A 25,702-nucleotide genomic window follows, 5' to 3' on the forward strand; every position below is an offset into this window, starting at 1 on the left:
AGTTCTGCTGTTCTCGCGCATGTCGAAGCGTCACCCGGTCGTGTCGGTCACCGGTTCCTCCGGCGCGGGAACCAGCACCGTGAAGCGCGCCTTCGAGCACATCTTTAAGCGCGAAGGCATTACCCCGGCCGTGGTGGAGGGCGACAGCTACCACCGCTACGAGCGTGGCCCCATGAAGGTGGCCATGGCCGATGCCATGGCGAAGGGCGAGAACTTCAGCCATTTCGGCCCTGAAGCCAACCTGTTCGACAAACTCGCCGCACTGTTCAAGAGCTACGGCGAAACCGGCAGCGGCGAGAAGCGCTACTACCTGCATTCCGTCGAGGAAGCCGCCGAGCACAACGCCCGCCTGGGCACCAACCTTGAGCCTGGTCAGTTCACCCCCTGGGAGCCCATCCCTGCCGGCACCGACCTGCTCTTCTACGAAGGCCTGCACGGCGGTGTGAAGGGTGACGGCTACGACGTGGCCGGCCTGGCCGACCTACTGGTGGGTGTGGTGCCGATCGTGAACCTGGAGTGGATCCAGAAGATCGCCCGCGACAACAAAGAACGCGGCTATTCGGCTGAGGCCACCGTGGACACAATCCTGCGCCGCATGCCGGATTACATCAACCACATCTGCCCGCAGTTCAGCCAGACGGACATCAACTTCCAGCGTATCCCCACTGTGGATACCTCGAACCCATTCATGATCCGCGACATCCCCACCCCGGATGAATCGTTCGTGATCATCCACTTCCGCAAGGGCGCCCGCGAGAAGTGGGGGATCGACTTCACCTACCTGCTGGACATGATCCACGACTCCTTCATGTCGAGCCCGACATCGATCGTGGTGGACGGCGGCAAGATGGGCTTCGCCATGGAGCTGATCCTCACGCCGATCATTCACCGGATGATCGAAGAGAAGAAACGACTGGCCTGAGCTTCTGCTCCACCTAGGCTGGATCGCAATTGGCGGACAAGGTCCTCCCATTTCGGTTGCTTCTCAGCCCAGCAACAACCCACCGGGCTCCCCATCCTTTGTGATCAAGGGGGCGGTGGGTTCTTCTGTGCCAGCGTCTAGCCAGCAACCGCGTTGGGACCGCATCAACAGCGCAGTGGTGATTGCCCAGGCCCGGCAGATCTACTTCCACTTCCTCGCACGATGCGCTAGCCAGAACGATCCTCTGGGCGTGGTGATCACCGAGCCGCGCAGCGGTCAAGGCCGGGTGGTGTTCGAACTGCCAGTGCTGCTACCTGAGGAACAGTTCATCCCCTTGGAGCTGGTGCGGGGCCGCTCCGGCCGCAGCCGCTCCGCACGCTCGCCCTACCGCGGCTGATGCTCACACCTCTCCAACCCCACCTGGCGCTACTGGCAGCCCTGCTCGGTGCCTGTGTGGGCAGTTTTCTCAACGTGGTGGCCTGGCGTCTACCGCGCCAGGAATCCATCGTGCGGCCCCGCAGCCACTGCCCCCGCTGCGGCACCACCCTGGCCTGGTTTGACAACCTGCCCGTGCTCAGCTGGCTCGTGCTGCGCGGCCGTTGTCGCCATTGCGGCGCAGCCATCAGCGGCCGCTATCCCGCTGTGGAACTGCTCTGCTCAGGGCTGTTCGTGGCAGCCCTCGCAGCACCGGGGTCCAGCCTGCCCGGTGCGCCGACCCTGCTGGTGGTCGTGGGCGGTTGGCTGTTGATCAGCCTGTTGCTGCCCATGGTGCTCATTGATCTCGATCAGCTCTGGCTGCCCGAACCCCTCTGCCGCTGGGGTGTGGTGTGCGGCATCGCGATCACTGTTGCCTCGGGATTCAGCCAGGGCGAAGGCATTGGCCGAGAGCTGCTGCTTTGGCACCTGCTGGCGGCCAGCGCCGGCCTGCTTGGCTTTGAAGCCACCAGCGCCATCGGCCAGAAAGCACTTGGCAAGCCCGCCCTGGGTCTGGGTGACGCGAAGCTGGCGGCCCTGCTGGGCGCCTGGCTGGGCCTCACAGGTCTGGGGCTCAGCGTGATGCTTGCGGTGTTTGGCGGTGCCCTGTTTGGGTTGATCGGCTTGCTGAGCGGCCGTCTCAAACGCGGCCAACCGTTCCCGTTTGGCCCTTACCTGGCCGGCGGTGGGCTGGCCGTGTGGTGCGCCGGCAATGGCTTCTGGCTGCAACGCTTCAGCGACTGGCTGGGCTGGGGCGCCCTTTAATGGATTGATGTGTAGTTGCGGACACCGCTGACTCGATGTCGCTGTTCGACTGGTTCGCCGACCGCCGCAAAACCGCACCGACGGTGCGGGTGGCCCAGGAGGTCAGCGAAGACGACGGCCTCTGGAGTAAGTGCCCAGAGTGCGGCTTGGTGGTGTATCGCAAGGATCTGGCCGCCAACGCCAGCGTGTGCAGCGGCTGTGGCTATCACCACCGCATCTTCAGTGAGGAGCGCATCCGACTGATCGCTGATGAAGGCAGCTTCGAAGCCCTCGACAGCGACCTCAGCCCCACCGACCCGTTGGCGTTCAAAGACCGCCGCAGCTACGCCGATCGCATCCGCGATACACAGCGGAGCACAGGCCTCAAAGATGGTGTGATCACTGGGCTCTGCCGGGTGGAGGGCCTGCCCCTCGCGCTGGGGGTCATGGATTTCCGCTTCATGGGCGGCTCCATGGGCTCGGTGGTGGGCGAGAAGCTGGCCCGTCTGATCGAGGAGGCCACCGCGCGTCGCTACCCGGTGATGGTCGTGTGTGCCTCGGGAGGTGCCCGCATGCAGGAAGGCATGCTCTCGCTGATGCAAATGGCCAAGATCTCCGGCGCCTTGGAGCGCCACCGCGAGGCAGAGTTGCTCTACCTACCGCTGCTTACCCACCCCACCACCGGTGGGGTCACGGCCAGCTTCGCGATGCTGGGCGATCTGATCCTGGCTGAGCCCAAGGCACTCATAGGCTTCGCCGGCCGTCGCGTGATTGAGCAGACCCTGCGCGAGAAGCTGCCCGACGATTTCCAGACCGCCGAATACCTGCGCGACCACGGGTTTGTGGATCACATCGTGCCCCGCACCAGGCTGCGCAGCACCCTGGTGAGCCTGCTCAAGATGCATGGCTGCACCAAAGCGGTGGCGGCTTGAACACCTCAACGCGATGACACGCTTCCTTCAAACAGCTCTCAGCGCCGCCATCGGCTTGTTGATCCTGCTCGGAGGAGCTGCCCCTCCCGCAGCCTGGGCTGGTCCCGTGGACTGGCATGAAGTGCAGGCCAGCAGCGATGGCCGCCAGTGGTGGGATTCGGGCAGCCTGCGGGTGAACCGCAACGGCAACCTCACCGTGCTCAGCCGCTTCCAGCCTGCGCCGCCGGCCGATCAGCAGCTGAACGCCGATGGCAGCGAGCCGCGCCCACCCGCCAGCGACCTTTACGTGATGGAGATCGACTGCGGGCAAAACCTTTACCGCGACACCTCGATTAACGGAATCCCGCAGTGGGGCAGTAGCTGGCAAGCGGCCAGCGGCGACGATCTGATCAGCTCCACCATCACGGAAGCCTGCTCAGCCGGGGAGGCTCTGCTGGCAGGCTTCTGAGGCATCACCAACCGCCCGTGACGGCAGCCCCCGCATCGCAACGTCCCCTTGGCGTGGCCCTGGTGGGCCTCGGCTTTGGCGAAAAGGTTCATTTGCCGGCCCTGCGCGACTGCCCCCTCACCGAACCGGTGGCCCTGTGGCACCACCGGCAGGAGCGGCTTGAGCAAGCCTGCGCCGCTACGGGGTTACCGGGCTTCAACAGCTTTGAAACGCTGCTGGCCGATCCCCGCATTGAGGCCCTGGTGATCGCCACACCGCCCGAACCACGCTTCGCACTGGCCCAGGCCGCGATTGCTGCTGGCAAGCACCTACTGCTGGAGAAACCAGTCGCCCTCGAGGCCCCGCAGATTGAGGAGCTGCAACGGCAGGCGCTCAGCGCTGGGGTGTGCGTTGGCGTGGATTTTGAATACCGCGCAGTGCCGGCCTTCATGCAGCTGGCGGCACTGCTTCAGCACGGTGCCATCGGCACGCCGTGGCTGGTGAAGCTTGATTGGCTAATGGGGAGCCGCGCCGATTCCAGCCGCCCATGGAACTGGTATTCCCAACGGGCTGCCGGCGGCGGCGTGCTCGGCTCCCTCGGCACCCACGCCTTCGACACCCTGCACTGGCTCTTGGGCCCCGCCCGCCAGGTGAGCTGCCTACGCAGCATGGCCATCCCCCATCGCCCGCTGGCCGACGGCAGGGGGCGGTTGGCCGCGGTAGACGCTGAAGACATCGCCCTGCTGCAGCTGGAGCTGGAAACCGCCCAGGGCCAGAGCGTTCCAGCCCAAGTGAGCCTGGCCTCGGTGACCCGGCAAGGGCGGGGCTATTGGATTGAGGTCTACGGCAGTGAAGGAACTCTGGTGCTGGGCTCGAGCAACCAGAGCGACTATGTGCATGGCTTCCAGCTGTGGCGCTCTAGCCAGGGGGGGCCGCTCGAAGAGATCGCACCCGATCCGCAGCTGGCCTTCAGTCACACGTGGCCCGATGGCCGGCTCGCACCGGTGAAGCGCCTGATCGGGTGGTGGGCACAGGCAGCGCGCGAAGGCCGGCCGATGCATCCGGGGCTCTTCGAAGCCATGCACAGCCAGCTGATCTGCGACCGGGCTCTGCAGGCTGCCGACAGCGGGATCCGCCAGTCGATTTAGGCGAAAAAGGGGCCAGTTAGGATCGCCGGCATTCACTCTCCCGGTGTCCCCATGGCGCTCGTCCCGCTTCGGCTGCTGCTCGACCATGCCGCTGAAAACGGCTACGGCATCCCTGCTTTCAACGTGAACAACCTGGAGCAGGTGCAGTCGATCATGGAGGCGGCTCACGAGACCGACTCCCCGGTGATCCTGCAGGCCTCCCGCGGCGCCCGTCAGTACGCCGGTGAGAACTTCCTGCGCCACCTGATCCTGGCCGCTGTCGAGACCTACCCCGACATCCCGGTGGTGATGCACCAGGACCACGGCAACAGCCCCGCCACCTGCTTCGGTGCTGCCGCTAACGGTTTCACCTCGGTGATGATGGACGGCTCGCTGATGGCCGACGCCAAGAGCCCCGCCAGCTACGAGTACAACGTGGCTGTCACCAAAGAAGTGGTGGACGTGGCCCACGCCATCGGCGTGAGCGTGGAAGGCGAGCTCGGTTGCCTGGGCTCCCTGGAGACCGGCATGGGTGAGGCTGAGGACGGCCACGGTTTCGAGGGCAAGCTCGACCACAGCCAGCTGCTCACCGATCCCGCTGAGGCTGCCGACTTCGTCGCCAAGACCAAAGTTGACGCCCTGGCCATCGCCATCGGCACCAGCCACGGCGCTTACAAGTTCACCCGCAAGCCCACCGGCGAAGTGCTGGCCATCAGCCGTATCGCTGAGATCCACAAGGCCATCCCCAACACCCACCTGGTGATGCACGGCTCCTCCTCCGTGCCCCAGGAGTGGCTGGACATGATCAACAAGTACGGCGGTGCCATCCCTGAGACCTACGGCGTGCCCGTGGAAGAAATCCAGGAAGGCATCCGCAATGGCGTGCGCAAGGTGAACATCGACACCGACAACCGCCTCGCCTTCACCGCCGCTGTGCGTGAAGCCGCCGCCAAGGATCCCGCCAACTTTGATCCCCGCCACTTCAACAAGCCCGCCCGGGCCTACATGAAGCAGGTGTGCCTGGATCGTTACCAGCAGTTCTGGTGCGCCGGCAACGCCAGCAAGATCAAGCAGCGCGACATCAACTACTACGCCGGTCTCTACGCCAAGGGCGAGCTCGACCCCAAGACCGCTGTGGCCGCCTGATTAGCACCAAACGCTCACAATCCCAGGGGCCATTCGGCCCCTTTTTTATTGGCCGCACGCCGCTGCTGCTCCGATCAGGGCAATGGAACTGCTGCTGCAGGATCAGGCAGGGTGAGGGCCTGAGGCAAAGGCCGGGGCCGAGCCGCTACCAGCTGCTCTAGCGCTGCATCAAGGTTGCGCTCCATCACGAAGCGGCGCCCATCAGTAACCACCACTCGCACCAGCGTGGGCAGTCCGTTGTTGTTGCTCTGGAGGTAGATAGGCTCCACATAGAGCAATCCCTTGCCCACCGGCATCACGAGCAAATTGCCGCGGATCAGCTTGGAACCATCGCGGTTCCAGAGGCCAAACTGATAGCTAATCGCCGGATCCTGCTCAATCAGGGCCGACACCTGTTGCGGACCCAACAGCAGGCGCTGCTGCGGGAAGCGTGCCAGCAGCAGCTCGCCGTAATTCGGCGTGTCGTTGCGGGCTGCCAGCCAGCCCACCATGTTGGCGCGGCGCAGCGGCGTGAACGGCAGCAGCAGCACGAACTCCGGTCGTGCTTCCCCGGGCAGCTGCATCGTCACGTGATAGGGCCGCACCGGCGCGGTGCTGTCGCCGTAAATCTCCTGAGGGATAGCCCACACGTCGTCACCGTTGTAGAAGGTGCGCACATCGGTGACGTGGTAGCGGAGCAAGCGCTCCGCCTGCACCTGAAACTGGCTCTGGGGCACCTGAATGTGAGCAAGCAGCTCCGGGGGCATCGCCGACAGCGGCTTGAACAGGTCCGGGAAGGCCCGCTTCCAAGTACGCAGCACCGGGTCGCTTGGATCGCTTACGTAGAGCCACACATGGCCGTTGTACGCATCCACGACCGCCTTCACCGGGTTACGGAAATAGCGGATACCACTGGGATTGGGGTCGGAGTAGGGATAACTGCGGCTCACTGTGAAACCATCCAGCAGCCAGTACTGGTGATGGTCGTTTTGAAAGCCCGGCACGTTGTTCACCCTGGCGGTGACCAGGTAGGGCTTGCTCTCGAAGCGCAGGAACGGAGCCAGAGCTGTAAGCCGTTCGTTCACCTGCCGGCGCATCAGCAGCCGTGAGGAGGTGGTGAGGGAGCCGGTGAACAGCAGCCTCGGTTCCCACAGATAGATCGCCGCCATCACCCGATCGATGGGGCCATGGATCGGCACACCGGCCAGGCCGTCGTAGTGGGAGTACACGTTCAGATCACCCTCCGGGTAATCGAATTCGCGCACCTGGGTGGGCGCGATCGCATAAGGCGCCCGGTCGGAAGCGAAGTAGAGCTTGGGGCGACCCACCGGCAAAGCCCGTTGGGCCTGCTCATTGCTGATGCCCAGTTGCGGAATGCCCTGCACCCTGCCGCTGCGGCCTAGGTCCTTCACGAAATACAGCGGCAAACCATCCGGCCCGGAGGCATTCACCGTCGACACGGTGAAGCCGTAGCCGTGGGTGAACACCAGGTGGCGGTTCAACCAGGTGCGGGAATTCTTGGCCAGAGCCGAGGTATCAAGCTCTCGGGCGGCGATCAACACCTGCTGCTTTCCCTGGCGCTCGGGGTCGTCATTGAGCGGGTAGCGATCCACTGCCGCCGAGGGAAAGCGGTAGTAGAGGCGCAGCTGCTGCAACTGACGATTCGCCTCCAGTAGCGGGCCGCTGTCCCAGAGACGCACATTGGCCAGGGTGCCGGGCGCCGCTTTGAGATCGTTGGGCGTGAGCTCCTGCCGCGGCTCCAGATCCACCTCACGCACAGCCTCCAGACCGAAGGCACGGCGGGTCGCCGCAATGGTTCGGCGCAGATAGGGGGTTTCAAGGGCAAGCTCGCGCGGTTGCACCCAAATGCGCTGCACCACCGGTGCCACCACCCATTCGGTGAACGGCACCAGCAAGGTGGTGGACAGCAGCGGCAGCAGAGCACCGCGGTGAAGCCAACGGCGGGGGATCGGCACCAGCAGGCCGATGCCCGTGAGCAAGAGCAACAGAGCCAGCAGCAGGCGCAGAGGAAGCCGCACATGCAGATCGACAAAGCCCGCACCGGCCGCCACCCCGCTGCCGTGCAGCATCAGGTTGAAGGGGGCAAGAGCATTGCTGAGGGATCCCGTCAGAGCCAGCACCGCCAACTGGGGCTGCAGCACCCGCTGCTGCTCACGGTTGAGCCCCGGGAAGCGAAGCTCCGAAAGGCTGTTGCCCTCACTAAAGGTGAGCCAGAGGCAGCCGGCCAAACCCACCAGGCCTTGCACCAACACCACACTCACCAGCAGGTGCAACGCCGGAAGCCGCAGTACCGTAAAACTCAAATCGAAGCCGGTGAGGGGATCGCGCTCACCGAATGGCACCGCCAGCAGAGCGGGCAACCAGAGGCTCCAACCACGAGCCACAGCGGTGGCCGACCCTGCCAAGGCTGCCGCCAAGGCCACCTGGAGGCTGGTGTAAGGCCAAATCAACAGCAGGGGCAGCAGCGCCACCGCCAACCCCAGAAACAACCAAGGCGGCAGATCCGCCAGCACCGGAATCCCTGTGATCACATCACCGCTGAACGGCTCAGCGATCAGATCACTGGCCTGAACCATCAAATAGGTGAGGCCACCGGCCAGCAAAATCAGCAGCGCCGCCAGCAATGCCAATAACAAGGGCGGGCCAAGCGGCACCAGCGGGTCAGCCGGCAGGGTTTTACGCGCGGCCCGCTGGCGCAGGCGCCAGCAGCGCTGGAGCTGATGCAACTGCAGGGGCACACCAAGGCCAAACACGAGGGCAAAGGCCACCAACTGCAAAGCCCAACGGCGCAACACCACCGATTGGCTGTTGAACTGCCCAAACCACTGGGCCTCGATCACCAGGCGGGGCACCAGCACCAGCACCCCCATGCCGATGGCCAGCCAACCCAGCCAGCGCAAAGCCCGCTTCAGGGCAGGAACGGAAAGCCGCAAGGAGTGAACCGAGCACTGGCCGAGGCTAAGCAGCCGCAACCCCCGGTCAAGCCGCAGAGGGCGCCCGCAACGCGACAAGCCAATACCCGAGCCAATAGATCGGCTTTTATCAAGCGATCTGAATTGCGCTGCTAGCGTCAGTCCACCTTGACGGTGTGAACGTGACAGCCACCCTCTCCCGCTCCACCCTGGGCCCCACCTTCACGGGCTTGAAGTGCAAGGAATGCGGCCATCCCTATGAAGCGGGCGCCCGCCACGTGTGCGAAGACGTCTGCTTCGGTCCGCTTGAGGTGGTCTACGACTATGAAGCGATCAAGAGCCGTGTCAGCCGCGCCACGATCGAAGCCGGCCCCGCCTCCATCTGGCGTTACCGCGAATTTCTGCCCATTGCGGGCGACCCCATCGATGTGGGTACTGGCTTTACCCCGTTGCTGAAGGCCAACAACCTGGCCAAGCGCCTGGGGCTGAAGAGCCTCTACATCAAGAACGACGGCGTGAACATGCCGACGCTCTCCTTCAAAGACCGGGTGGTGAGCGTGGCCCTCACCCGCGCCCGCGAGCTGGGCTTCACCACGGTGAGCTGCGCTTCCACTGGCAACCTGGCGAACTCCACAGCCGCCATTGCTGCCCACGCCGGATTGGAGTGCTGCGTCTTCATCCCCAGCGATCTGGAGCTGGGCAAGGTGCTCGGCACGCTGATTTACAACCCCACCCTGATGGCGGTGAAGGGCAACTACGACCAGGTGAACCGCCTGTGCTCGGAGGTAGCCAACACCTACGGCTGGGGCTTCGTGAACATCAACCTGCGCCCCTACTACTCCGAAGGCTCCAAGACCCTCGGCTATGAGGTGATCGAGCAGCTGGGCTGGGAGCTGCCCGATCACATCGTGGCGCCCCTGGCCTCCGGTTCCTTGTTCACCAAGATCCGCAAAGGTTTCGATGAATTCATCAAATGCGGCCTGGTGGAAGAGAAAGCCGTGCGCTTCAGTGGCGCGCAGGCCGAGGGCTGCAACCCCATCGCCACCGCCTTCCGCGAAGGTCGTGACTTCATTACACCGGTGAAACCCAACACCGTTGCCAAGTCGATCGCGATCGGCAATCCGGCCGATGGCCCCTATGCCATCGACATCGCCAACCGCACCGGCGGCAGCATCGCCGATGTGACGGATGCCGAAATCATCGATGGCATCAAGCTCCTGGCGGAAACGGAAGGTGTATTCACCGAAACCGCTGGCGGCACCACGATTGCGGTGCTGAAGAAGCTGGTGGAGCAGGGCAAAATCAACCCTGATGAGCGCACCGTGGCTTACATCACTGGCAATGGCCTCAAAACCACCGAGGCCGTGGCGGACGCCATCGGCAAGCCCTACACGATCGAAGCGCAACTCGACAGCTTCAACGCCGCGTGGCAGCAGGCTCAAGCCCCTGCCTGAGCCTGAGCACCCCATAGGTGCCTGCTCGTTCTCTGTTCAGTTTCGATCCATCCACGACCCATGCCCGTTCAGGTTCTGATCCCCACTCCCCTTCAGAAGTTCACCAACGACGAAGCCAGCGTTGCGCTCGACGCCACCAGCGTGGACAGCCTGATCGATGCCCTCGAAGGTCGCTATCCCGGCCTCAAAGCCCGCCTTTGCGACGAGGCCGGCAAGCTGCGCCGTTTTCTCAATGTGTATGTGAACAGCGAGGACATCCGCTTCCTCGACAACCAAGCCACCGCCCTCAACGACGGTGATGAAGTGAGCATCGTTCCTGCCGTAGCCGGCGGCTGAACATCCGCGTCTGTAGCCGATCCGGCAGTCGCCGCACCCACCACCCCGCCAGAGTGGTTCCATGACCCAGGCTCCTGAGCGCCAGCGCCAAGACGAGCAGTTGGCAGGCAAAGCGCTGCTGTTTGACTACCGCCAGGCAGCAAATCCCGTTCGATCTGGGCTCACCGAACCGATCCCTTACCGCTGCTGGGGACCTGAACTCCACAGCCAAGGACCAACGGCCGTTCTGCCGCTCGATCTCAGTGCTGAACTCGGGGTGAAGGGGCCAGCCACCAGCCCTGGACTGGCCGCCCATTTCATCCGGATCGCCGCAGAAGAAGGCGTTCGGGCTGCCGCAAACGCCACCAGTTCGCTGTTCTTCGTGCTCTCCGGCTCGGGCGTCTGCCGCTCCCGCCACTCCGGTGGAAGCGACCGCGAGATCCTGTGGCAGCAAGGCGATCTGTTTGTGTTGCCAGCCGGTGGCACACCTCTGCTGGAGGCCCACACCAACAGCGCTCTGTACTGGGTGCACGATGCACCCCTGCTGGATTACCTGGGCGTTACGCCTTCGGCGCCTCGCTTCCAGGCCACCCACTACGATGCCGCCTGGCTACAGGCCGAGCTCCTGGAGCTAGCCAACCAACCCGGCAGCAGCAACAGCAACCGGATCAGCCTGCTGCTGGCCAACCGGGATCTTCCCAGCACACGCACGGTGACCCACGTGCTCTGGGCGATGTTCGGCATCGTGCCTGCCGGCAGCACCCAGGCACCCCACCGCCATCAATCGGTCGCGCTCGATTTGATCATCACGTGTCAACCAGGGGTTTACACCCTTGTGGGCACTGAGCTCAATGCGGAGGGCGATATCCGCAACCCGAAACGCATCGACTGGCAATCAGGTGGAGCCTTCATCACACCCCCCGGCCACTGGCATTCCCACGTGAATGAGAGCGGGGAACCAGCATGGTTACTGCCCATCCAAGATGCCGGCTTGCAGACCTACCTGCGCAGCCTCGACATCCGCTTCACCTGATGTTCAGGACGTCACAGCCGTAACTGAGATCTCTGTTGCTGAGCTCTCAGTCGTTGGCTCGCTGCGTTCAACCAGTGCAGCAAACTCGGCACCTTCAATGGTTTCGCGCGCGATCAGCAGGTTGACAAGCTCATCCATCAACGCACGGCGGGGCTGGAGCAGCGCCACAGCTTGAGCGAGAGAGGCGCGAGCCAACTGCTGCACCTGGGCATCAATGCGATTACCCGTTTCCTGGGAATAGTGCGGCTCCGAGCGCAACCAGTCGCGCCCGAGGAACACTTCATGGCCTTCACCCTCAAGTGATACAGGGCCCAGTGATGAAAAGCCGTAGCGCGTCACCATCTCGCGGCCGATACGGCTCACCATCTCCAGATCACCAGCGGCACCCTGGGTGATCTCGCTTGGGCCGAACACCACAAGCTCAGCAGCTCGGCCCCCCATCGCCACCACCAGGCGCGCCTGCAGGTAAGCCTTGCTGATCAGCCCTGAATCAAGCACTTCCTCATCGGGCATGGTGCGCGCAAATCCACCCACACCGCCGGCTCGGGGCAGCAGGGTCACTTTGTCGAGCCGATCGGCCGCCGGCAGCAAGGTGGTGATCAAGGCGTGACCGATTTCGTGATAAGCAATCAGGCGTTTCTTGGCGCTGTCTTGCAGGGGAGCCGCCGTGAGCCCCATGGTGATGCGCTCCAGGGCGTCACCGAGGGCGGCGTCATCAATGCAGGAACGATCACGACGGGCGGTGAGAATGGCCGCCTCGTTGAGAAGATTCGAGAGATCAGCGCCAGAGAAGCCTGGGGTGCGGCTAGCCCAGTCGGCCAGGCACACCTTAGGATCCAGGGGCCGGCTGCGGGCATGCACCGCCAGGATGGCTTCGCGGCCGCGGCGATCAGGCAGATCCACGTGGATGCGCCGGTCGAAGCGGCCCGGACGCATCAGCGCCGTATCCAACACATCAGCGCGATTGGTGGCAGCGAGCAAGATCACGCCCGAATTCTCGGCAAAGCCATCCATCTCGGTGAGCAGCTGATTGAGGGTCTGCTCCCGCTCGTCGTTGCCACCACCGATGCCGGCACCGCGCTGCCGGCCCACTGCATCGATCTCGTCGATGAACACGATGCAGGGAGACTTCTCTTTGGCCTGCCGGAACAGATCACGCACACGGCTGGCACCAACACCAACAAACAGCTCCACAAACTCAGAGGCCGCCATCGAGAAAAACGGCACCCCGGCTTCTCCGGCAATCGCCTTGGCCAGCAGCGTCTTGCCGGTTCCCGGCGGGCCAACCAGCAGCACACCCTTGGGAATCCTTGCACCAACAGCGGTGAAACGCTCCGGTTCCTTCAGGAAGGCCACCACTTCCTGCAGCTCTTCCTTCGCCTCTTGAATGCCAGCCACATCCTCGAATCGCACCGACACGGCCGCTTCCGGTTGCACCATGCGGGCCTTACTGCGCCCGAAACCCATGGCACGGTTGGCCACCTGAGCCGAGCGGCGCAGCAAGAGAACAAGACCCCCGAAGAGCAGGAGCAACAGCAGACCGTTCGAGACCAGGCTGGCGGTGGCCTGGTCTTGGCGCTCATCACGCACGGTGAGAGGAACGCGCGCCTCCTGTGCGGTGCGTAGCAGCACCTGGTCGTTGCTGAAGACCGGAACGTTGACCCGCTTGCCATCGGCGTAGGTGACCTTCACCTCCCGCTGACCGGGCGAGAGCACCAGCTCTTTCACTTTGCCGGCGCGAAGCTGTTCCAGCAGTCGGCTGTAACTGGGCTGCGGAGCTCGGGCCAGCCCCAGATTTGCCGGCAGATCAGAGGATTCGCTGCTGCTCACACGGGCCTGAAGCTTGCAATCACCTTAGCGATTTGACGAAAGGGAAGGCGGCAATGGAAACTCTTGGTTTGGCTGAAACGAAGCGGGATGGCTGTTCCCAAGAAGAAAACCTCCAAGGGCAAGCGCAACCAGCGCCATGCCACCTGGAAAGGCAAGGCTGCCGTTGCCGCTCAGAAGGCTCTGTCGATTGGTAAGGCTGTCCTCAGCGGCCGCGCACAGGGCTTTGTGTACCCCGTGGCTGAAGACGAGGCCGATCAAGGCTGATCCAACCAGGCTGGGGCAGCACTGCCGCTGCCCTCCCACAGCGCGCGGCGCCTGCCGTCAAGCACCCGCACCCAGTTGGCCTTGGCCAGCACCGGGCGCTGGAACACCTCGGGTGGAAGCGAGTTCAAGCTGGCTCTCACGAGCTGTCTCACCTCAGCTGGAGCCATCCACCCGCCACCTGTGCGGCGCTGACGCGCCTCCGCTTGGATCCGCCACCGCAGCGGGTGGCTCCAACGCAGCGGCCAAAGCATCACCAAGCAATCAAGGGCCGCCCAGAGAGGCTGATAAGCCTCAAGCGCCTTGTTGCAACGCAGCATCCAGGCCTGCTCGGCGGCCTTGAGATCTCGACATGGCGCCAGACGTTGGATGCTTGTGAGATCCGCAATGGGCTGGCAACCCACCAGCCACCCCTCCAGGAGTAAAGCGTCTGCATCACCGCTCCAACCCGCCACGCGATCACCGACGCCCTGGTGAAGCGTCTTATCGAAGCGCGGCAGGTGCAGATGTCCCTCGGCGTTCCCGCGCCAGGCCCTGATCGGCTTGAGCAAAGCCTGCGGGTCATGGCTACCGGGCGGAACTCGGCTGACACCGAAGGGATTACCAGCCATGGCCTCGAGCCGTGCCTGCCAGGGCAGGTAGGCGTCATCGATGGAGGCCACAGCCAGCTTTAGGTCCGCCGCAGCGGCACGCTGCTGCAGCTGCAGCGCAAGGGTGCTCTTGCCCGCTCCCACGGGACCATTCAGACCAATCACCGGCCTGCTGCCAAGCCGACGCTGCTGATCCAGCCAAACGAGCAGATCGTCCTCGAAGCTCATGAACCGAGCTTGAAGGCTTCCAGAACAACCGCATACACCACACCAAGGCGCAGGTTGTCGGCCATCAACCAAGCCAAAGTCGGGCGCTCACCCACGAATCGGGTGCGCAACCGCACCAACAACTCAAGCCCAAGCACCATCACAAGCACCACCACCGGGCGCATCCCAACCTGCTCGAGCCACAGCGCTGTGAGGTTCTCGCCCGCATAGAACCCCAGCAGCAAAGCCAGCACCGAAAGGCTCCGCCGCCGCCAGCTTCCGCGAAAGCCTCCGAGCAGTTGCGTTCCCAAACGGCGCTGCACGCCATCGAGCCGCGTGCGCTGAAGCGGAAGACGCGTCATCAAGCCGGCAGCTGCTGCTGCAGATAGGACAGCGTGACCTGACCCTCAGGGCAAGCGGCACCGCGATGAACCTGCAACGGTCGATCGACATCGCCAAGGTGGTCGACCTCGGCAGCGGCAGCCGCGAAAGCCTCGGGGGGCTCGGTGGCACTGCAACCACTCCGGGTCACCACCGTGGTGATGCCAGCTCCGACGGCAGCCGCCAGGCCATTGGCGGAATCCTCAAGAGCCACCACGTGCTGCGGTGGTAGCGCCAGGCGTTCCAGAGCCAGCCGGTAAGCGGCAGGGTTGGGCTTCTTGCACTGCACATCCTCACCACACACCCAGAACAAAAAGCAGCTCTCGTGCTGCGGGAGCAACTGATCCAACAAGGCACGCACCGCCTGCCTGCCGCTGGTGGTCACGATCACCTGCGTGACACCGGCGGCAGCAGCGCTGCCAATCAAGCGCTCGACACCGGGCCGGAGCTGCAGACCACCGTTGGCCACGAGGTTGCGGTAATGGCACTGCTTGGCAGCCTGCAGACGCTCCACCTGCTGCGGTTCAGGTGAGCTCCCTTCCACCTGCCGCAGAAAGTGGGCGATGCGCTCGCGGCCGCCGCTAATTCGCACCAACTGCTGATAAAGCGGCACATCCCAATGCCAGGGAAGCCCCGCATCAGCAAAAGCGCGGTTGAAGGCCAGGCGATGGCCATCCAGCTCTGTTTCAGCGAGGGTGCCATCCACATCCCAGAGCAGTGCCGCAAGGCCAGCTCCCATCCCATTCGCCTGTGTAGGGCTTGCACATTACGGAGTAGACGCCGCCCTGGCGCCCTCCACAATGAAGGCCTTGCGATCCGCCTGCGTTGCTCCCTCAACCCTCCGAGCAGCGCTGGCAATTGCCCGCCCCAGTTCAGATCAACCCCGAGCTGCGCAGCAGCGGGTTAAGCGATCCCCTGCTCTCTGCGCTGCAGCGGCGGGGTTATGAGGATCCCGAAGCGATTGCTGTGCTGCTGGAGCCACCGGATGCACCGGATGCACGGCGCCATTTTCCCGATCTCGGCAAGGCAGTGCAGAGGCTGCGCCAGGCCTGCAAAGACCATGAACCCTTGGCCATCTGCGGCGACTACGACGCCGACGGCATGACCAGCACCGCCCTGCTGGTTGGTGTACTCCGCTTGCTGGGAGCCCAGCCGCAGGCCGCTATCCCCAGCAGGCAGGAGGATGGCTACGGGCTCAACAGCGGCATGGTGGAGCGGCTGGCAGCCGACGGCATCCGTTTGCTGGTCACCGTGGACAACGGTGTGGCCGCCCGCGAAGCTCTACTGCGGGCCAAAGAGCTGCAGGTGGACGTGATCGTGACCGATCACCACACCCTGCCCGAAGAGCTGCCACCCCTTCTGGCTCTGCTGCACCCGGCCTGCACACCTGATCGCTCGCCTTACCGCGGTCTTGCGGGCGTGGGTCTGGCCTACGTGCTGGCCATCGCCCTGGCGCGGAACTGCCGCTCCGAACAAGGGCTGGCGATGGCCCGCGACCTGTTCTGCATCGGGACCATCGCTGATATGGCTCCCCTGCAGGGTGTCAACCGGCGCTGGCTGATGGATGGGCTACCTGCCCTCAAGCGCAGTGGCCTGGTGGGCCTGCAGGCGCTGCAACAGGTCGCAGGCATCGACGATGCCCCTATAGACGCCACGGCGGTGGGATTTCAGATCGCCCCGCGGATCAACGCCGTAGGCCGACTGGGCGATCCGCAGCTGGTGGTGGATCTACTCACCACCAACGACCGCGAGGAAGCCCTGGAGCTGGCGCGCCAGTGCGAACAGCTCAACCGCCAACGCCGCGACCTCTGCGATGCCATCGAAGCGGAGGCACGGGCTCTGGTGGAAGCCGACGGCGAGCAGCGCAGTCCGTTTCTGCTGTTGGCCCAGAGCCATTGGCACCACGGGGTGATCGGCATCGTGGCCGCACGCCTGGTGGATCATTTCGGCCTGCCAGTGGCCTTGCTGGCTGCCGAGGGAGAGGGGCGTCTGCGGGCTTCGGTGCGGGCTCCGCGGGGGTTCGCTGTGGATACAGCACTGCAGGCCTGCAGCGACCTGCTGGAGCGCCATGGCGGCCACCCGGCCGCCGGAGGCTTCACCGTGCGAGCAGAGCAGCTCACCGCCTTACATGAGCGGCTAAATCAGCGCGCCCGCAGCTGGCTTGAGGAGCAGGGGGGGGTGAGGCTGGTGGAGCCTGAAGCCCTAGTGAATCTGGAGCAACTCACCTCCAGCTTCTGGCGAGAGTTGCAGAGGCTGGAGCCCTTTGGCAGCGGCCACCCGGCACCGCTGTTTTGGAGCAGCCGCTGCTGCATCAGCCAGCAGCGGCTACTGCGCGGCGGCCATCTTCAGCTCACCCTGCGCCAGGGTGAGGCCACGATGCGAGCGATCGCTTGGCGCTGGGGGGGCGGCGAGACTCTGCCCAAGGAGGTGGATGTGGCGTTCCAGCTGCGGCTCAACCGCTGGAATGGCACCGAACAACTGCAACTGGAGCTCGCCGCGTTGCGGGCCAGCTCAGGCGACACAGTGCTGCTCGAGCGCAGCAACCGCCACTACTGGGTCAGCCGCGATGGCGACGCACTGGTGATCCGCAATGCCGCCGGCGATGAACTACGCGGACAGCCGGATCTAGCCACCTCAGGCGGCTTCTACAGCAACCATCCCAATAACGATCATCCTTACGTGCAGGCCCTACTTCAAGACGCCGCCATGGCCATGGGGCTGGCGGCCTGAGACCAGTCATGACAAAGCCCCAGGGCGCAATGACGACCTGGGGCTTTGAAAAAGAAGACCTTGAAATGCGGAGGCTCAGAGAGCGCCGCGCCGATAGAACAGGATGAAGATCACAGCGGGGCCCGCAACGGTGATCAGGAACAGGGCCGCAAAGTTGGCGATCAGATGGAAATCGATTCCCATGGGAGGGCGGCTCTGCAGGGTGAATGTTCAAATCCCACATTACGGTCTGCACCCCTGGCGTAGCGACGCTCCTGCAAGCTGCTGTGACGGGTTGTCACAGCGAGGGCGATGAGCGATCAACTGCACTGGCGTTGCATCAGCGGCTGCGGATCGTGCTGCCGGCTCGACCCGGGCGAGCGGAATGAAGCACTGGAAGCCCTCAGCGCAGAGCAACAGCAGCAGTATCTAGAGATGGTGGGGCCTGACGGCTGGTGCATCCATTACGACACCGGCTCCAGCAGCTGCCGCATCTACGACGACCGCCCCTTCTTTTGCCGGGTCAACAATCTTGCCGGCTTGTTTGGGGTCGCAGACGAGGAGGCGAACGACTTCGCCATCGCCTGCTGCCGCCAGCAGATCCGCTGTGAGCACGGCGGTCGTGGCATGGTGATGAAGCGCTTCGAACAGGCGATCCGCCAGCCGGCTCCCTGAGACCCGCACCTCCCTCCGCCGAGCTGATGGCCGACCCCAGCGAGATTCCCCAGGCCGACATCGCCACAGATCAGACCACTGCCCCAACCTCCACAGCGGCCACCGACAACGACAGCCCCTCCAACGGCAAAGCGGGCAGTTTCGGAGCGGTGTTCCTCACCACCTTCACCACGGTGTTCCTGGCGGAACTGGGGGACAAAACGCAGCTGGCAGCCCTGCTGCTGTCAGCGGAATCAGGCAGGCCAGTCCTGGTGTTCGTGGGCGCCTCCCTAGCCCTGATCAGCTCCAGCCTGGTGGGGGTGCTGCTGGGCCGCTGGCTCTCGCGGGTCCTGCCTCCGCAGCAACTGGAGCGTCTGGCCGGAATCCTGATGATCGGCTTAGGTCTCTGGTTGGGCCGGCAAGCGGCCATGAGCATGTTCCCTCTCACGTGATCTGATGCAGCTCCCCTTGCTGGCTTCCACGTTCGCCACCGTGTTTCTGGCGGAACTGGGCGATAAGACCCAGCTTGCAATCGTGACGATCAGCGGCACATCCAGCCGCAGCGGTGCTGTGTTTGCCGGTAGCTCGGCCGCGCTTGTGCTCGCCAGCCTGCTGGGGGCCGGAGCAGGCGGATCGCTGTCAGCGGTGATCCCACCCGATGCCCTGCAGCTGGCCGCATCGGTGGGCTTCCTGGTGATCGGAACGCGCCTGCTGCTGAAGGCGGGAGGTGATGCCCCTGAAGCCGCCGATGAACCCAGGGGCGGGGCCTGAAGACGAGCGGCCGTTCGCTGTTTAGATTGATTCCAATCGTGCAGTTCCGGGGGCGTTGGCCGTCTCCAGAACCAGGCACCAAAACCGTCGGGGCGTTCTGCGTCACCCGTATGGCGTCACCGATGCACCCTGAACACCATGAATTTCACGGTCGCCAACCTGATCGACCAGCTCCCCGCTCAGGAGCAGCTCAGCCTCAGCACCCTTGAAAAGGCCCTGGGGCTGGGCAGCCCAAGCGAGCAGCAACAACTGCGCATTGCCCTGACGGCCCTGGTGCGGGTGGGCGTGCTTCAGGAAACGGATCAAGGCATCAGCCGCGTTGAGGATGAAGACCTAATCGAGGCTCGCCTGCGCTGCAGCAGCAAGGGCTTCTGCTTCGCCCTGCGTGAAGACGGCGGCGAAGACATCTACATCCGGGACAATCAGCTCAACCACGCCTGGAACGGCGATCGCGTGCTCGTGCGCATTACCCGCGAGGGCGGCCGCCGCCGCTCCCCCGAAGGTGGTGTGCAGTGCATCCTCGAACGCAACACCACCAGCCTGCTGGCCCAGGTGGAGCAGCACAACGAACGCCTGCTAGCGGTGCCCCTCGACGACCGCCTGCTCACGAACATCGAGCTTCCTTCCACCGACAGCCAATACCTCAAACCGGCCGATGAAGCCGTGGTGGAGGTGAGGGTTGACCGCTACCCGGTGGGTCAGCTCCCCTCCCAGGGCCATGTAGCCCGCAGCCTGGCGGTGAACGCCGGCCCCGAAGCGGATCTCGATCTGCTGATCACCAAGCATGGCCTACGCGAACGTCCTGCGGCCCCGAGAGCCACGCTCAAGAGCCCGGAGAGCAAAGACCGTGAGGATCTCACGGCCCTGCCAACCTTTCTGCTGCAGCCTTGGAGCAGCGCCGATGCCCCAATCCTGCCGGCTGTTTCTCTGGAAAGCAGCGAAACCGGTCACAAGCTTTGGGTGCATGCACCGGCCGTGGCGGAGCGCCTCGGTTTCGCTGGCGCCCTCGATCTGCATCTTCGCGATCAAGCAGAAGCCCTCTGCCTGGGCCGCAAATGGATTCCCTTGCTGCCAGCCAATCTCACCAAAGCCGCCGCATTTAAGGCAGGCAGCGCCGAAGCCGCCCTGTCTGTGGTGTTGGAGCTCAGCCCTGAGGGCGATCTCCAGCACTATCGCTTCTGCCGAAGCACGATTAAGCCCGATGGGCTGGTAGATGCCAAGGCACTCACGGCCCTGGCAGAACGCAAACCCAAGGCCCGCACGACCCCAGCGGCCCTGAAAGCCCTCAAAGACCAGTTGCCGCTGCTCGAGCAGTTGATTGCCCTGGCTGAGGTGTTGCGCCAGAAACGCCTGGCCAGCGGTTCGATTGATCTCGACCTGGCCATGCCAGCCATCGAAGGGCTGGGCGATCTGGCCGTGCCAGAGCCAGATGAAAGCCGCCAGGGCTGGCTGGTTCAGTTGGATCCGGCAACGGAACCAGCGGGCCTGCTGCGTGAGCTGGTGCTTCCGGCCCACCGGGCCCTCGGCCGCCACCTCTGCGCCCTCGAGCTGCCGGCCATCTATGCCGTGAATCCCGCCCCAGAGGCCGAAGCCCTCAATGATGTGGCCAAGGCAGCTCTTGCCCTCGAGATCCCCCTAGAGCTCTCGGCCGACGGCAATGCCACGGCCCAGGAACTCGCCCAGGCCTTTGCCGGCAGCGATCGCTGCCGCGTGCTCCAGCAACAACTGCGGGATCCCCTCAAGCCCGTGAGCTTCAGCGCTGAAGCCGGTGCCAACGCCCTAGCCGGTGAAACCACAGCCTTGGCGCCCTGGTGTTGCCCAGGCCTGCACTATGCCGACCTCTGGAACCAGCACGTGCTGTCGCTGCTCCTCAGCGAAGGCAAAGACAGACCCTCCGTTCGCCACAAGACACGCGTCGACATCGCTGGTGATAGCAGCCATGGCCTGATCGACTGGCCACTGCTGCCTCCCAGCCAGATCCAACCCCTGGAGGAAGGCCGAAGCATTGCCCTGCTGCATCGCCTCAACGGCCGCTGCCGCTTCACCGCCGACCTTCAGGCTGATGCACTGGCGATGGCCCAGGCCCGTCAAGCCGAGCCGCTGGTGGGCCAAACCCTCACCGGTGTGATCAGCGGTGTGCAGAGCTATGGCTTCTTCGTGGAGGTACCGCCCTCCCAAGTGGAGGGGCTTGTGCATGTGAGCTCCCTCAAAGACGACTGGTACGAGTACCGATCGCGTCAGAACCGCCTGGTGGGCCGTAAAAATCGCCGCAGCTACATGCTCGGTGATGCTGTGGAGGTCACCATCCAGAAGGTGGATGTGCTGCGCCACCAGATCGATCTAGCCGTGGTGCTGCCGGAGGGCTACGAGGAATACACCCCTGATGGCGCCGAGCAGGACGGACCAGATGAATCTGGGGATGGCGAGCTGAACGGCGGCGAGGAATGAGCCTTTGAACTCCAGCGCGGCAAACGGACCAGTGGTTCTGGCCGTATCAGGCGCCAGTGCCCAGCCACTGGCTCAACGGGCCGTGCAACTGCTGCTGCAGGCTGGTGAGCAGGTGGAGCTGGTCGTCAGCCGCGGGGCGATCGGCGTGTGGCAGGCAGAACTGGGCGTGCGCGTCCCGAGCGAACCCGAGGCACAGGAAGTGTTCTGGAGGGAGCGCACAGAGTGCAGCAACGGCAGCCTGCGTTGTCACCGCTGGAACGATCAGGCCACGGGCATCGCCAGTGGCAGCTACCGCACCCGCGGCATGGTGATCCTGCCCTGCTCGATGGGGGCGGTGGGTCGGATCGCTTCAGGGGTGGCCACAGATCTACTGGAGCGCTGCGCTGATGTGCACCTCAAAGAAGGGCGCCCCCTGGTGATCTGCCCGCGGGAAACTCCTTGGAATCTGGTGCACCTACGCAATCTCACGGCCCTTGCGGAAGCCGGCGCCCGCATCGCACCACCCGTGCCGGCCTGGTATCACCAACCCAGCAGCATCGAAGAGATGGTGGATTTTCTGGTGATCCGGGTGTTCGATTGCCTGGGTTATGACCTGGGCAATCTGAAGCGCTGGAGCGGTCCGATCCAGCCCTGAGCCAACGATCCTCCGTGGTGCTGCAACGCCTTCTGCTCCTGCCGCTGCTTTCACCGCTCCTCGCGGTGTTGCTGGTGGCGGCCATCAACCCGAAGCCATGGGTCAAGGTGCGACTGCTCACCTGGAGTTCAGCCAGCTTGCCGGTGGGTGGCTGGATGGCCGCCGCCGCCACCGTTGGCGCTGTCCTCAGCGGCGCCGGCACCGCCTTGGCCCTGCAAGAGCAAGGGTCGGGGCTGCTACCGCGCCGGCAGGTACGGCGCAGCCGTGGTAGCGAGCCGCCGATGGGGAGCGATGGGAGCACAGCAGCTCCGCATCAGAACGAGGGTTGGGGAGAAGAACAAGCAAGGCCATCGGCATGGGCTGGTCCAGCCCGTCGCGCCGGCGAACCGGCTCCAACGGTCTCGGTGCCGTTCCGCGTGATCCGAAAGGGATCAGCAACCCAGCCAGCCCAATCAGCCCAAAAGGCTCCCGCAGAGCCCGCCAGCACAACAAGTGCAGACGATTGGGGAACCTCCCAGAGCGATGACTGGTGAACCAGGCGCTTGGGGCGGTCTTTAAAGTCCGGTTGCGTATTGCCCGAGGCCTGCGACGGTGACCGATTCCGCCCAGCCCGCCCAGGCCAAACCGGCCAAACCTCCAGCACTAGAAGAGAAGCCCTTCGCCGACTTTGTGCCCAACCTGCTGATCCCGGCGATCGCCAAGGAGATCGAGGTCTATGGCGGACCCGCCTGCAGCATCCGCTTTGAGCAGGGACCGATGCCCGTGGTGGGCAGCGACTGCTGGATGGTGATCGGTGAACTCCCTGGTGCACGCCGCTTCTGGCTGTGCTTCACCAGTGACGCGATCACCTCGCCAAAGACCGTCGCCCTGGCCGAGGCAGGAGCCGAGCCCAGCCTGCTGGAATCATTCCTGATCGATGAGAAGAAGATGACGCTGGCGCTGCTGGTGTCGCGCCTGGTGCAACGGCTTAACGGCCAAAAGTGGCTCGGTGCCAACTAAGAAAGCCCGGTTGTGTTGGGTAGCAGCTGATGAAGCGGGGCCTCGGCCTTGCCGCAAGCCCCCTACGATGGGCTCTCGTCCAGCTCAGCAACCCGATGGTGCCTCCAGCCGTTGCCACACCCAACGCCGCAACTGCCATCGGCACACCCGAAGCCCCGGCGATCAAAGATCCGGTCAAGGACACGATCCTGACGCCGCGCTTCTACACAACAGATTTCGAGGCCATGGCGGCCATGGACCTCAGCCCCAACGAGGCTGAGCTCGAAGCCATCTGCGAGGAATTCCGCAAGGACTACAACCGCCATCACTTTGTGCGCAACGAAGAGTTCGAAGGCGCCGCCGACAAGCTCGACCCCGACACCCGCCGGGTGTTCGTGGAGTTTCTTGAGCAGAGCTGCACCTCCGAGTTCTCCGGCTTCCTCCTCTACAAAGAACTAAGCCGCCGGATCAAGCAAAAGAACCCGTTGTTGGCCGAGTGCTTTGCCCACATGGCACGGGATGAAGCACGTCATGCCGGCTTCTTGAACAAGTCGATGAGCGATTTCGGCCTCCAGCTGGATCTCGGCTTCCTCACTGCCAGCAAGGCTTACACCTACTTCAAACCTGAATACATCTTCTACGCCACCTACCTGAGCGAAAAGATTGGCTATTGGCGCTACATCGCTATTTTCCGCCATCTCCAGAAGAACCCTGACAGCAAGATCTTCCCGATCTTCAACTTCTTCGAAAACTGGTGCCAAGACGAGAATCGTCATGGTGATTTCTTTGATGCCCTGATGAAGGCACAACCCAAGAGCGTGACAGGCCTCAAGGCCCGCCTCTGGTGCCGCTTCTTCCTGCTTGCGGTGTTCGCCACCATGTACGTGCGTGACGTGGCCCGTAAGGAGTTTTACGAAGCCCTTGGCCTCGACGCCCGCGAATACGATAAGTATGTCATCGCGAAGACCAACGAAACATCAGCCCGTGTGTTCCCGGTGGTTCTCAACGTGGACCATCCCAAGTTCTATGAGGGCCTCGAGCAACTGGTTCGCAACAACGCCAAGCTCGCCGCTGCCGATGAGGACAACGCCATCGCACCGGTGAAGCTGCTGCGCAAGCTGCCCTACTGGATTGCCAATGGCGCCGAGATGGCCAAGCTCTTCTTCATGAGCCCGATTCGCAGCGAGCAGTTCCAGCCTGCTGTGCGCTGAGTCACCAAACTCATCGGCACACAAGTCAGGCCCCGACTGCGGTTGGGGCCTTTTTGCTAGGAAAACCACAGCATCAGCCCCCTGAGGGCCTCACCCTTACCTCCCGCCATCGCGTGATCGCTACCGCTCCGCCTGACACCGGCCGCCTCGACCATCGCTGGACTACGGCCCTGGAGGATCTGCTGGCCTGCGGTCGTGGAGCCGGCGCCGATCTGGTGGAGGTGTTCTTGGAGCGCACAGACCATCTCGGCGTACTGGCCGAGCAGGACACGATCACGAGCGTGACACCGGCCTTCGGCATGGGTGCCGGCATTCGGGTGTTCCGTGGACACCGCGACGGGTTTGTCAGCACCAACGACCTCAGCCCCACCGGGTTGCGCCGGGCACTGGAGCAAGCCCTTGGCATGCTCGGACTTGAGCCCAGCCTGCACGCAACCAGTGGCTTTGATGGCTTGCCAACCCTCCGGGATTTCGCCGCCACCAAGAGCGACTGGCTGCAGCGCTGCCCAGAGTTGCAGGAGGCGACCGCCCGTCTGCTGGAAGGCACAGATCAATTGCAGCGCCAGGGCAGCCATCTACAGGCGCGTCGGGGCAGCTATGCCCGTGACTGGCAGGAAGTGCTGGTGGCTGCCAGCGATGGCACCTTCGGCCGCGACATCCGCCTGCACCAGTCGGTGGGATTAAACGTGCTCGCGGCTGACGGGGAACACAGGGCCGGCGTAGGACGCCGCTATGGCACCTCCGATCAGCCCGATGATTTGCGCCGCTGGGATGCCACCTCCTCCGCTGCCGAAGTGTGCGGTAGCGCGGGCACAATGCTCTACGCCGACTACGTGGAAGCCGGCCAGATGCCTGCCGTGCTGGCCAACCGCTTCGGCGGCGTGATCTTCCACGAGGCCTGCGGACACCTGCTGGAAACCACCCAGGTGGAGCGCGGCACCACCCCGTTCGCTGAACGTGTGGGCGAATCCATCGCCCATGAAGCGGTGACCGCCATCGACGAGGGGCTCACCGGCGGCGCCTTCGGCTCTCTCTCGATGGACGACGAGGGGATGGAAGCCCAGCGCACGGTATTGATCCAAAACGGCGTACTGCAACGCTTTATTAGCGACCGCGCCGGCGAACTCCGCACCGGCCACAGCCGCACCGGCAGCGGCCGCCGCCAAAGCCACACCTTTGCGGCCGCCAGCCGCATGCGCAACACCTACATCGATGCAGGGCCGCACACACCGGAGCAGCTGATTGCCTCGGTAGAGAAGGGGCTCTATTGCAAGTCGATGGGTGGCGGCAGCGTGGGCCCCACTGGCCAGTTCAACTTCGCGGTTGAGGAGGCTTACCTGATCGAAAACGGGCAGCTCACGAAGCCCGTGAAAGGTGCCACCTTGATTGGCGAGGCGAAAGAAGTGATGCCGCGCATCTCCATGTGCGCCAATGACCTCGAACTCGCTGCGGGCTTCTGCGGATCCGTGAGCGGCAGCATTTTCGTGACTGTGGGCCAACCTCACATCAAGGTGGATTCGATCACCGTGGGAGGCCGTTGAT

27 protein-coding genes are annotated in these 25,702 nt (G+C 64.0%); 21 read left to right on the plus strand and 6 right to left on the minus strand.

Features of this window, described 5'->3' with window-relative positions:
- Positions 1-19 precede the first annotated feature (19 nt).
- The 7 genes from KJJ24_RS05290 to fba all read left to right on the plus strand — a co-directional run bounded on the left by KJJ24_RS05290 (position 20) and on the right by fba (position 5,772).
- Positions 20-922, plus strand: coding sequence for a phosphoribulokinase (locus KJJ24_RS05290; protein WP_214342049.1), 903 nt, complete (start codon positions 20-22; stop codon positions 920-922).
- A gap of 127 nt (positions 923-1,049) precedes the next feature.
- Complete coding sequence (locus tag KJJ24_RS05295) at positions 1,050-1,319, plus strand: hypothetical protein (RefSeq protein ID WP_214342052.1); 270 nt, start codon at positions 1,050-1,052, stop codon at positions 1,317-1,319.
- Positions 1,319-2,161, plus strand: a complete 843-nt coding sequence (locus KJJ24_RS05300) for an A24 family peptidase (protein ID WP_214342054.1) — start codon at positions 1,319-1,321, stop codon at positions 2,159-2,161. Before KJJ24_RS05295 ends, KJJ24_RS05300 begins: the two co-directional genes overlap by 1 nt.
- 35 nt (positions 2,162-2,196) lie before the next feature.
- The gene (gene accD, locus KJJ24_RS05305; RefSeq protein ID WP_214342056.1) at positions 2,197-3,072 is read left to right on the plus strand and encodes an acetyl-CoA carboxylase, carboxyltransferase subunit beta; all 876 of its coding nucleotides are present in this window, start codon (positions 2,197-2,199) and stop codon (positions 3,070-3,072) included.
- Positions 3,073-3,085: 13 nt separating this feature from the next.
- Positions 3,086-3,520, plus strand: coding sequence for a hypothetical protein (locus tag KJJ24_RS05310; RefSeq protein WP_214342057.1), 435 nt, complete (start codon positions 3,086-3,088; stop codon positions 3,518-3,520).
- A gap of 17 nt (positions 3,521-3,537) precedes the next feature.
- Positions 3,538-4,647: a Gfo/Idh/MocA family protein gene (locus KJJ24_RS05315; protein WP_214342059.1), complete on the plus strand. Its 1,110-nt coding sequence runs from the start codon at positions 3,538-3,540 to the stop codon at positions 4,645-4,647.
- A gap of 51 nt (positions 4,648-4,698) precedes the next feature.
- Positions 4,699-5,772: a class II fructose-bisphosphate aldolase gene (fba, locus tag KJJ24_RS05320; RefSeq protein WP_214342067.1), complete on the plus strand. Its 1,074-nt coding sequence runs from the start codon at positions 4,699-4,701 to the stop codon at positions 5,770-5,772.
- 74 nt (positions 5,773-5,846) lie between these two features.
- Here fba and KJJ24_RS05325 read toward each other — a convergent pair whose 3' ends face one another.
- Positions 5,847-8,705 carry a UPF0182 family protein gene (locus tag KJJ24_RS05325; protein WP_250544941.1) on the minus strand — a complete coding sequence of 953 codons (2,859 nt, stop codon included), beginning with the start codon at positions 8,703-8,705 and terminating at the stop codon, positions 5,847-5,849.
- Between the two features lie 161 nt (positions 8,706-8,866).
- On the opposite strand from KJJ24_RS05325, the gene thrC reads away from it, so the two are divergent.
- The 3 genes from thrC (at position 8,867) to KJJ24_RS05340 (ending at position 11,486) form a co-directional block, all read left to right on the plus strand.
- The gene (gene thrC / locus KJJ24_RS05330) at positions 8,867-10,138 is read left to right on the plus strand and encodes a threonine synthase (protein WP_214342068.1); all 1,272 of its coding nucleotides are present in this window, start codon (positions 8,867-8,869) and stop codon (positions 10,136-10,138) included.
- 60 nt (positions 10,139-10,198) lie between these two features.
- Positions 10,199-10,474, plus strand: a complete 276-nt coding sequence (locus tag KJJ24_RS05335; protein ID WP_214342071.1) for a MoaD/ThiS family protein — start codon at positions 10,199-10,201, stop codon at positions 10,472-10,474.
- A 61-nt stretch (positions 10,475-10,535) separates the two neighbouring features.
- Positions 10,536-11,486: a cupin gene (locus KJJ24_RS05340; RefSeq protein WP_214342074.1), complete on the plus strand. Its 951-nt coding sequence runs from the start codon at positions 10,536-10,538 to the stop codon at positions 11,484-11,486.
- Positions 11,487-11,489: 3 nt separating this feature from the next.
- Here KJJ24_RS05340 and ftsH read toward each other — a convergent pair whose 3' ends face one another.
- Entirely contained in the window at positions 11,490-13,316 is a 1,827-nt protein-coding gene (ftsH, locus tag KJJ24_RS05345; protein ID WP_214342077.1) for an ATP-dependent zinc metalloprotease FtsH, read from the minus strand.
- Between the two features lie 87 nt (positions 13,317-13,403).
- Here ftsH and rpmF point away from each other — a divergent pair, with 87 nt between their 5' ends.
- The gene (gene rpmF / locus KJJ24_RS05350; protein ID WP_214342080.1) at positions 13,404-13,580 is read left to right on the plus strand and encodes a 50S ribosomal protein L32; all 177 of its coding nucleotides are present in this window, start codon (positions 13,404-13,406) and stop codon (positions 13,578-13,580) included.
- On the opposite strand, the gene KJJ24_RS05355 is transcribed toward rpmF, so the two are convergent.
- The 3 genes from KJJ24_RS05355 to KJJ24_RS05365 are packed head-to-tail and all read right to left on the minus strand — an operon-like array spanning position 13,571 to position 15,494.
- On the minus strand, positions 13,571-14,395 hold the full coding sequence (locus tag KJJ24_RS05355) for a hypothetical protein (protein WP_214342083.1): 825 nt from the start codon (positions 14,393-14,395) through the stop codon (positions 13,571-13,573). The two genes, rpmF and KJJ24_RS05355, sit on opposite strands and share 10 nt — an antisense overlap.
- Complete coding sequence (locus KJJ24_RS05360) at positions 14,392-14,736, minus strand: DUF565 domain-containing protein (protein WP_214342086.1); 345 nt, start codon at positions 14,734-14,736, stop codon at positions 14,392-14,394. The genes KJJ24_RS05355 and KJJ24_RS05360 overlap by 4 nt, the downstream gene beginning before the upstream one ends.
- The gene (locus tag KJJ24_RS05365; protein ID WP_214342088.1) at positions 14,736-15,494 is read right to left on the minus strand and encodes an HAD-IA family hydrolase; all 759 of its coding nucleotides are present in this window, start codon (positions 15,492-15,494) and stop codon (positions 14,736-14,738) included. Before KJJ24_RS05365 ends, KJJ24_RS05360 begins: the two co-directional genes overlap by 1 nt.
- An 86-nt stretch (positions 15,495-15,580) precedes the next feature.
- Here KJJ24_RS05365 and recJ point away from each other — a divergent pair, with 86 nt between their 5' ends.
- Positions 15,581-17,485 carry a single-stranded-DNA-specific exonuclease RecJ gene (gene recJ, locus KJJ24_RS05370; RefSeq protein ID WP_214342091.1) on the plus strand — a complete coding sequence of 635 codons (1,905 nt, stop codon included), beginning with the start codon at positions 15,581-15,583 and terminating at the stop codon, positions 17,483-17,485.
- A 75-nt stretch (positions 17,486-17,560) separates the two neighbouring features.
- Here recJ and psb30 read toward each other — a convergent pair whose 3' ends face one another.
- Entirely contained in the window at positions 17,561-17,668 is a 108-nt protein-coding gene (gene psb30 / locus KJJ24_RS05375; RefSeq protein WP_214342094.1) for a photosystem II reaction center protein Ycf12/Psb30, read from the minus strand.
- 108 nt (positions 17,669-17,776) lie between these two features.
- Here psb30 and KJJ24_RS05380 point away from each other — a divergent pair, with 108 nt between their 5' ends.
- The 9 genes from KJJ24_RS05380 (at position 17,777) to KJJ24_RS05420 (ending at position 25,701) form a co-directional block, all read left to right on the plus strand.
- Positions 17,777-18,139 (plus strand): YkgJ family cysteine cluster protein, encoded by a 363-nt coding sequence (locus KJJ24_RS05380; protein ID WP_214342096.1) that lies wholly within the window; start codon positions 17,777-17,779, stop codon positions 18,137-18,139.
- Between the two features lie 26 nt (positions 18,140-18,165).
- On the plus strand, positions 18,166-18,570 hold the full coding sequence (locus KJJ24_RS05385; protein ID WP_250544942.1) for a TMEM165/GDT1 family protein: 405 nt from the start codon (positions 18,166-18,168) through the stop codon (positions 18,568-18,570).
- A 4-nt stretch (positions 18,571-18,574) separates the two neighbouring features.
- Positions 18,575-18,889 carry a TMEM165/GDT1 family protein gene (locus KJJ24_RS05390; RefSeq protein ID WP_214342098.1) on the plus strand — a complete coding sequence of 105 codons (315 nt, stop codon included), beginning with the start codon at positions 18,575-18,577 and terminating at the stop codon, positions 18,887-18,889.
- A 138-nt stretch (positions 18,890-19,027) separates the two neighbouring features.
- Complete coding sequence (locus KJJ24_RS05395) at positions 19,028-21,337, plus strand: ribonuclease R family protein (RefSeq protein ID WP_214342100.1); 2,310 nt, start codon at positions 19,028-19,030, stop codon at positions 21,335-21,337.
- A gap of 4 nt (positions 21,338-21,341) precedes the next feature.
- The gene (locus KJJ24_RS05400; protein ID WP_214342102.1) at positions 21,342-21,971 is read left to right on the plus strand and encodes a flavin prenyltransferase UbiX; all 630 of its coding nucleotides are present in this window, start codon (positions 21,342-21,344) and stop codon (positions 21,969-21,971) included.
- 14 nt (positions 21,972-21,985) lie between these two features.
- A complete protein-coding gene (locus KJJ24_RS05405; protein ID WP_214342104.1) occupies positions 21,986-22,504 on the plus strand; it encodes a hypothetical protein in 519 nt (172 codons plus the stop codon).
- Between the two features lie 58 nt (positions 22,505-22,562).
- Entirely contained in the window at positions 22,563-22,970 is a 408-nt protein-coding gene (locus KJJ24_RS05410) for a DUF2996 domain-containing protein (protein WP_214342106.1), read from the plus strand.
- Positions 22,971-23,065: 95 nt separating this feature from the next.
- Positions 23,066-24,160, plus strand: coding sequence for a magnesium-protoporphyrin IX monomethyl ester (oxidative) cyclase (gene acsF, locus KJJ24_RS05415; protein WP_214342109.1), 1,095 nt, complete (start codon positions 23,066-23,068; stop codon positions 24,158-24,160).
- Between the two features lie 113 nt (positions 24,161-24,273).
- The gene (locus KJJ24_RS05420) at positions 24,274-25,701 is read left to right on the plus strand and encodes a TldD/PmbA family protein (protein ID WP_214342111.1); all 1,428 of its coding nucleotides are present in this window, start codon (positions 24,274-24,276) and stop codon (positions 25,699-25,701) included.
- The last annotated feature ends 1 nt before the right edge of the window (position 25,702 follow it).

The sequence above is a fragment of the Synechococcus sp. LA31 genome, assembly GCF_018502385.1.
Taxonomy (GTDB): domain Bacteria; phylum Cyanobacteriota; class Cyanobacteriia; order PCC-6307; family Cyanobiaceae; genus Vulcanococcus.

What these genes read in the sequence shown, in the direction of transcription:
- psb30 (WP_214342094.1), bottom strand. Translation starts at nt 17,668, where the DNA reads ATGGGAATCGATTTCCATCTGATCGCCAACTTTGCGGCCCTGTTCCTG.
- KJJ24_RS05390 (WP_214342098.1), top strand. Translation starts at nt 18,575, where the DNA reads ATGCAGCTCCCCTTGCTGGCTTCCACGTTCGCCACCGTGTTTCTGGCG.
- KJJ24_RS05380 (WP_214342096.1), top strand. Translation starts at nt 17,777, where the DNA reads ATGAGCGATCAACTGCACTGGCGTTGCATCAGCGGCTGCGGATCGTGC.
- KJJ24_RS05310 (WP_214342057.1), top strand. Translation starts at nt 3,086, where the DNA reads ATGACACGCTTCCTTCAAACAGCTCTCAGCGCCGCCATCGGCTTGTTG.
- acsF (WP_214342109.1), top strand. Translation starts at nt 23,066, where the DNA reads ATGGTGCCTCCAGCCGTTGCCACACCCAACGCCGCAACTGCCATCGGC.
- KJJ24_RS05395 (WP_214342100.1), top strand. Translation starts at nt 19,028, where the DNA reads ATGAATTTCACGGTCGCCAACCTGATCGACCAGCTCCCCGCTCAGGAG.
- KJJ24_RS05360 (WP_214342086.1), bottom strand. Translation starts at nt 14,736, where the DNA reads ATGACGCGTCTTCCGCTTCAGCGCACGCGGCTCGATGGCGTGCAGCGC.
- KJJ24_RS05385 (WP_250544942.1), top strand. Translation starts at nt 18,166, where the DNA reads ATGGCCGACCCCAGCGAGATTCCCCAGGCCGACATCGCCACAGATCAG.
- KJJ24_RS05355 (WP_214342083.1), bottom strand. Translation starts at nt 14,395, where the DNA reads ATGAGCTTCGAGGACGATCTGCTCGTTTGGCTGGATCAGCAGCGTCGG.
- fba (WP_214342067.1), top strand. Translation starts at nt 4,699, where the DNA reads ATGGCGCTCGTCCCGCTTCGGCTGCTGCTCGACCATGCCGCTGAAAAC.
- KJJ24_RS05365 (WP_214342088.1), bottom strand. Translation starts at nt 15,494, where the DNA reads ATGGGAGCTGGCCTTGCGGCACTGCTCTGGGATGTGGATGGCACCCTC.
- accD (WP_214342056.1), top strand. Translation starts at nt 2,197, where the DNA reads ATGTCGCTGTTCGACTGGTTCGCCGACCGCCGCAAAACCGCACCGACG.
- KJJ24_RS05340 (WP_214342074.1), top strand. Translation starts at nt 10,536, where the DNA reads ATGACCCAGGCTCCTGAGCGCCAGCGCCAAGACGAGCAGTTGGCAGGC.
- KJJ24_RS05300 (WP_214342054.1), top strand. Translation starts at nt 1,319, where the DNA reads ATGCTCACACCTCTCCAACCCCACCTGGCGCTACTGGCAGCCCTGCTC.
- rpmF (WP_214342080.1), top strand. Translation starts at nt 13,404, where the DNA reads ATGGCTGTTCCCAAGAAGAAAACCTCCAAGGGCAAGCGCAACCAGCGC.
- KJJ24_RS05290 (WP_214342049.1), top strand. Translation starts at nt 20, where the DNA reads ATGTCGAAGCGTCACCCGGTCGTGTCGGTCACCGGTTCCTCCGGCGCG.
- KJJ24_RS05335 (WP_214342071.1), top strand. Translation starts at nt 10,199, where the DNA reads ATGCCCGTTCAGGTTCTGATCCCCACTCCCCTTCAGAAGTTCACCAAC.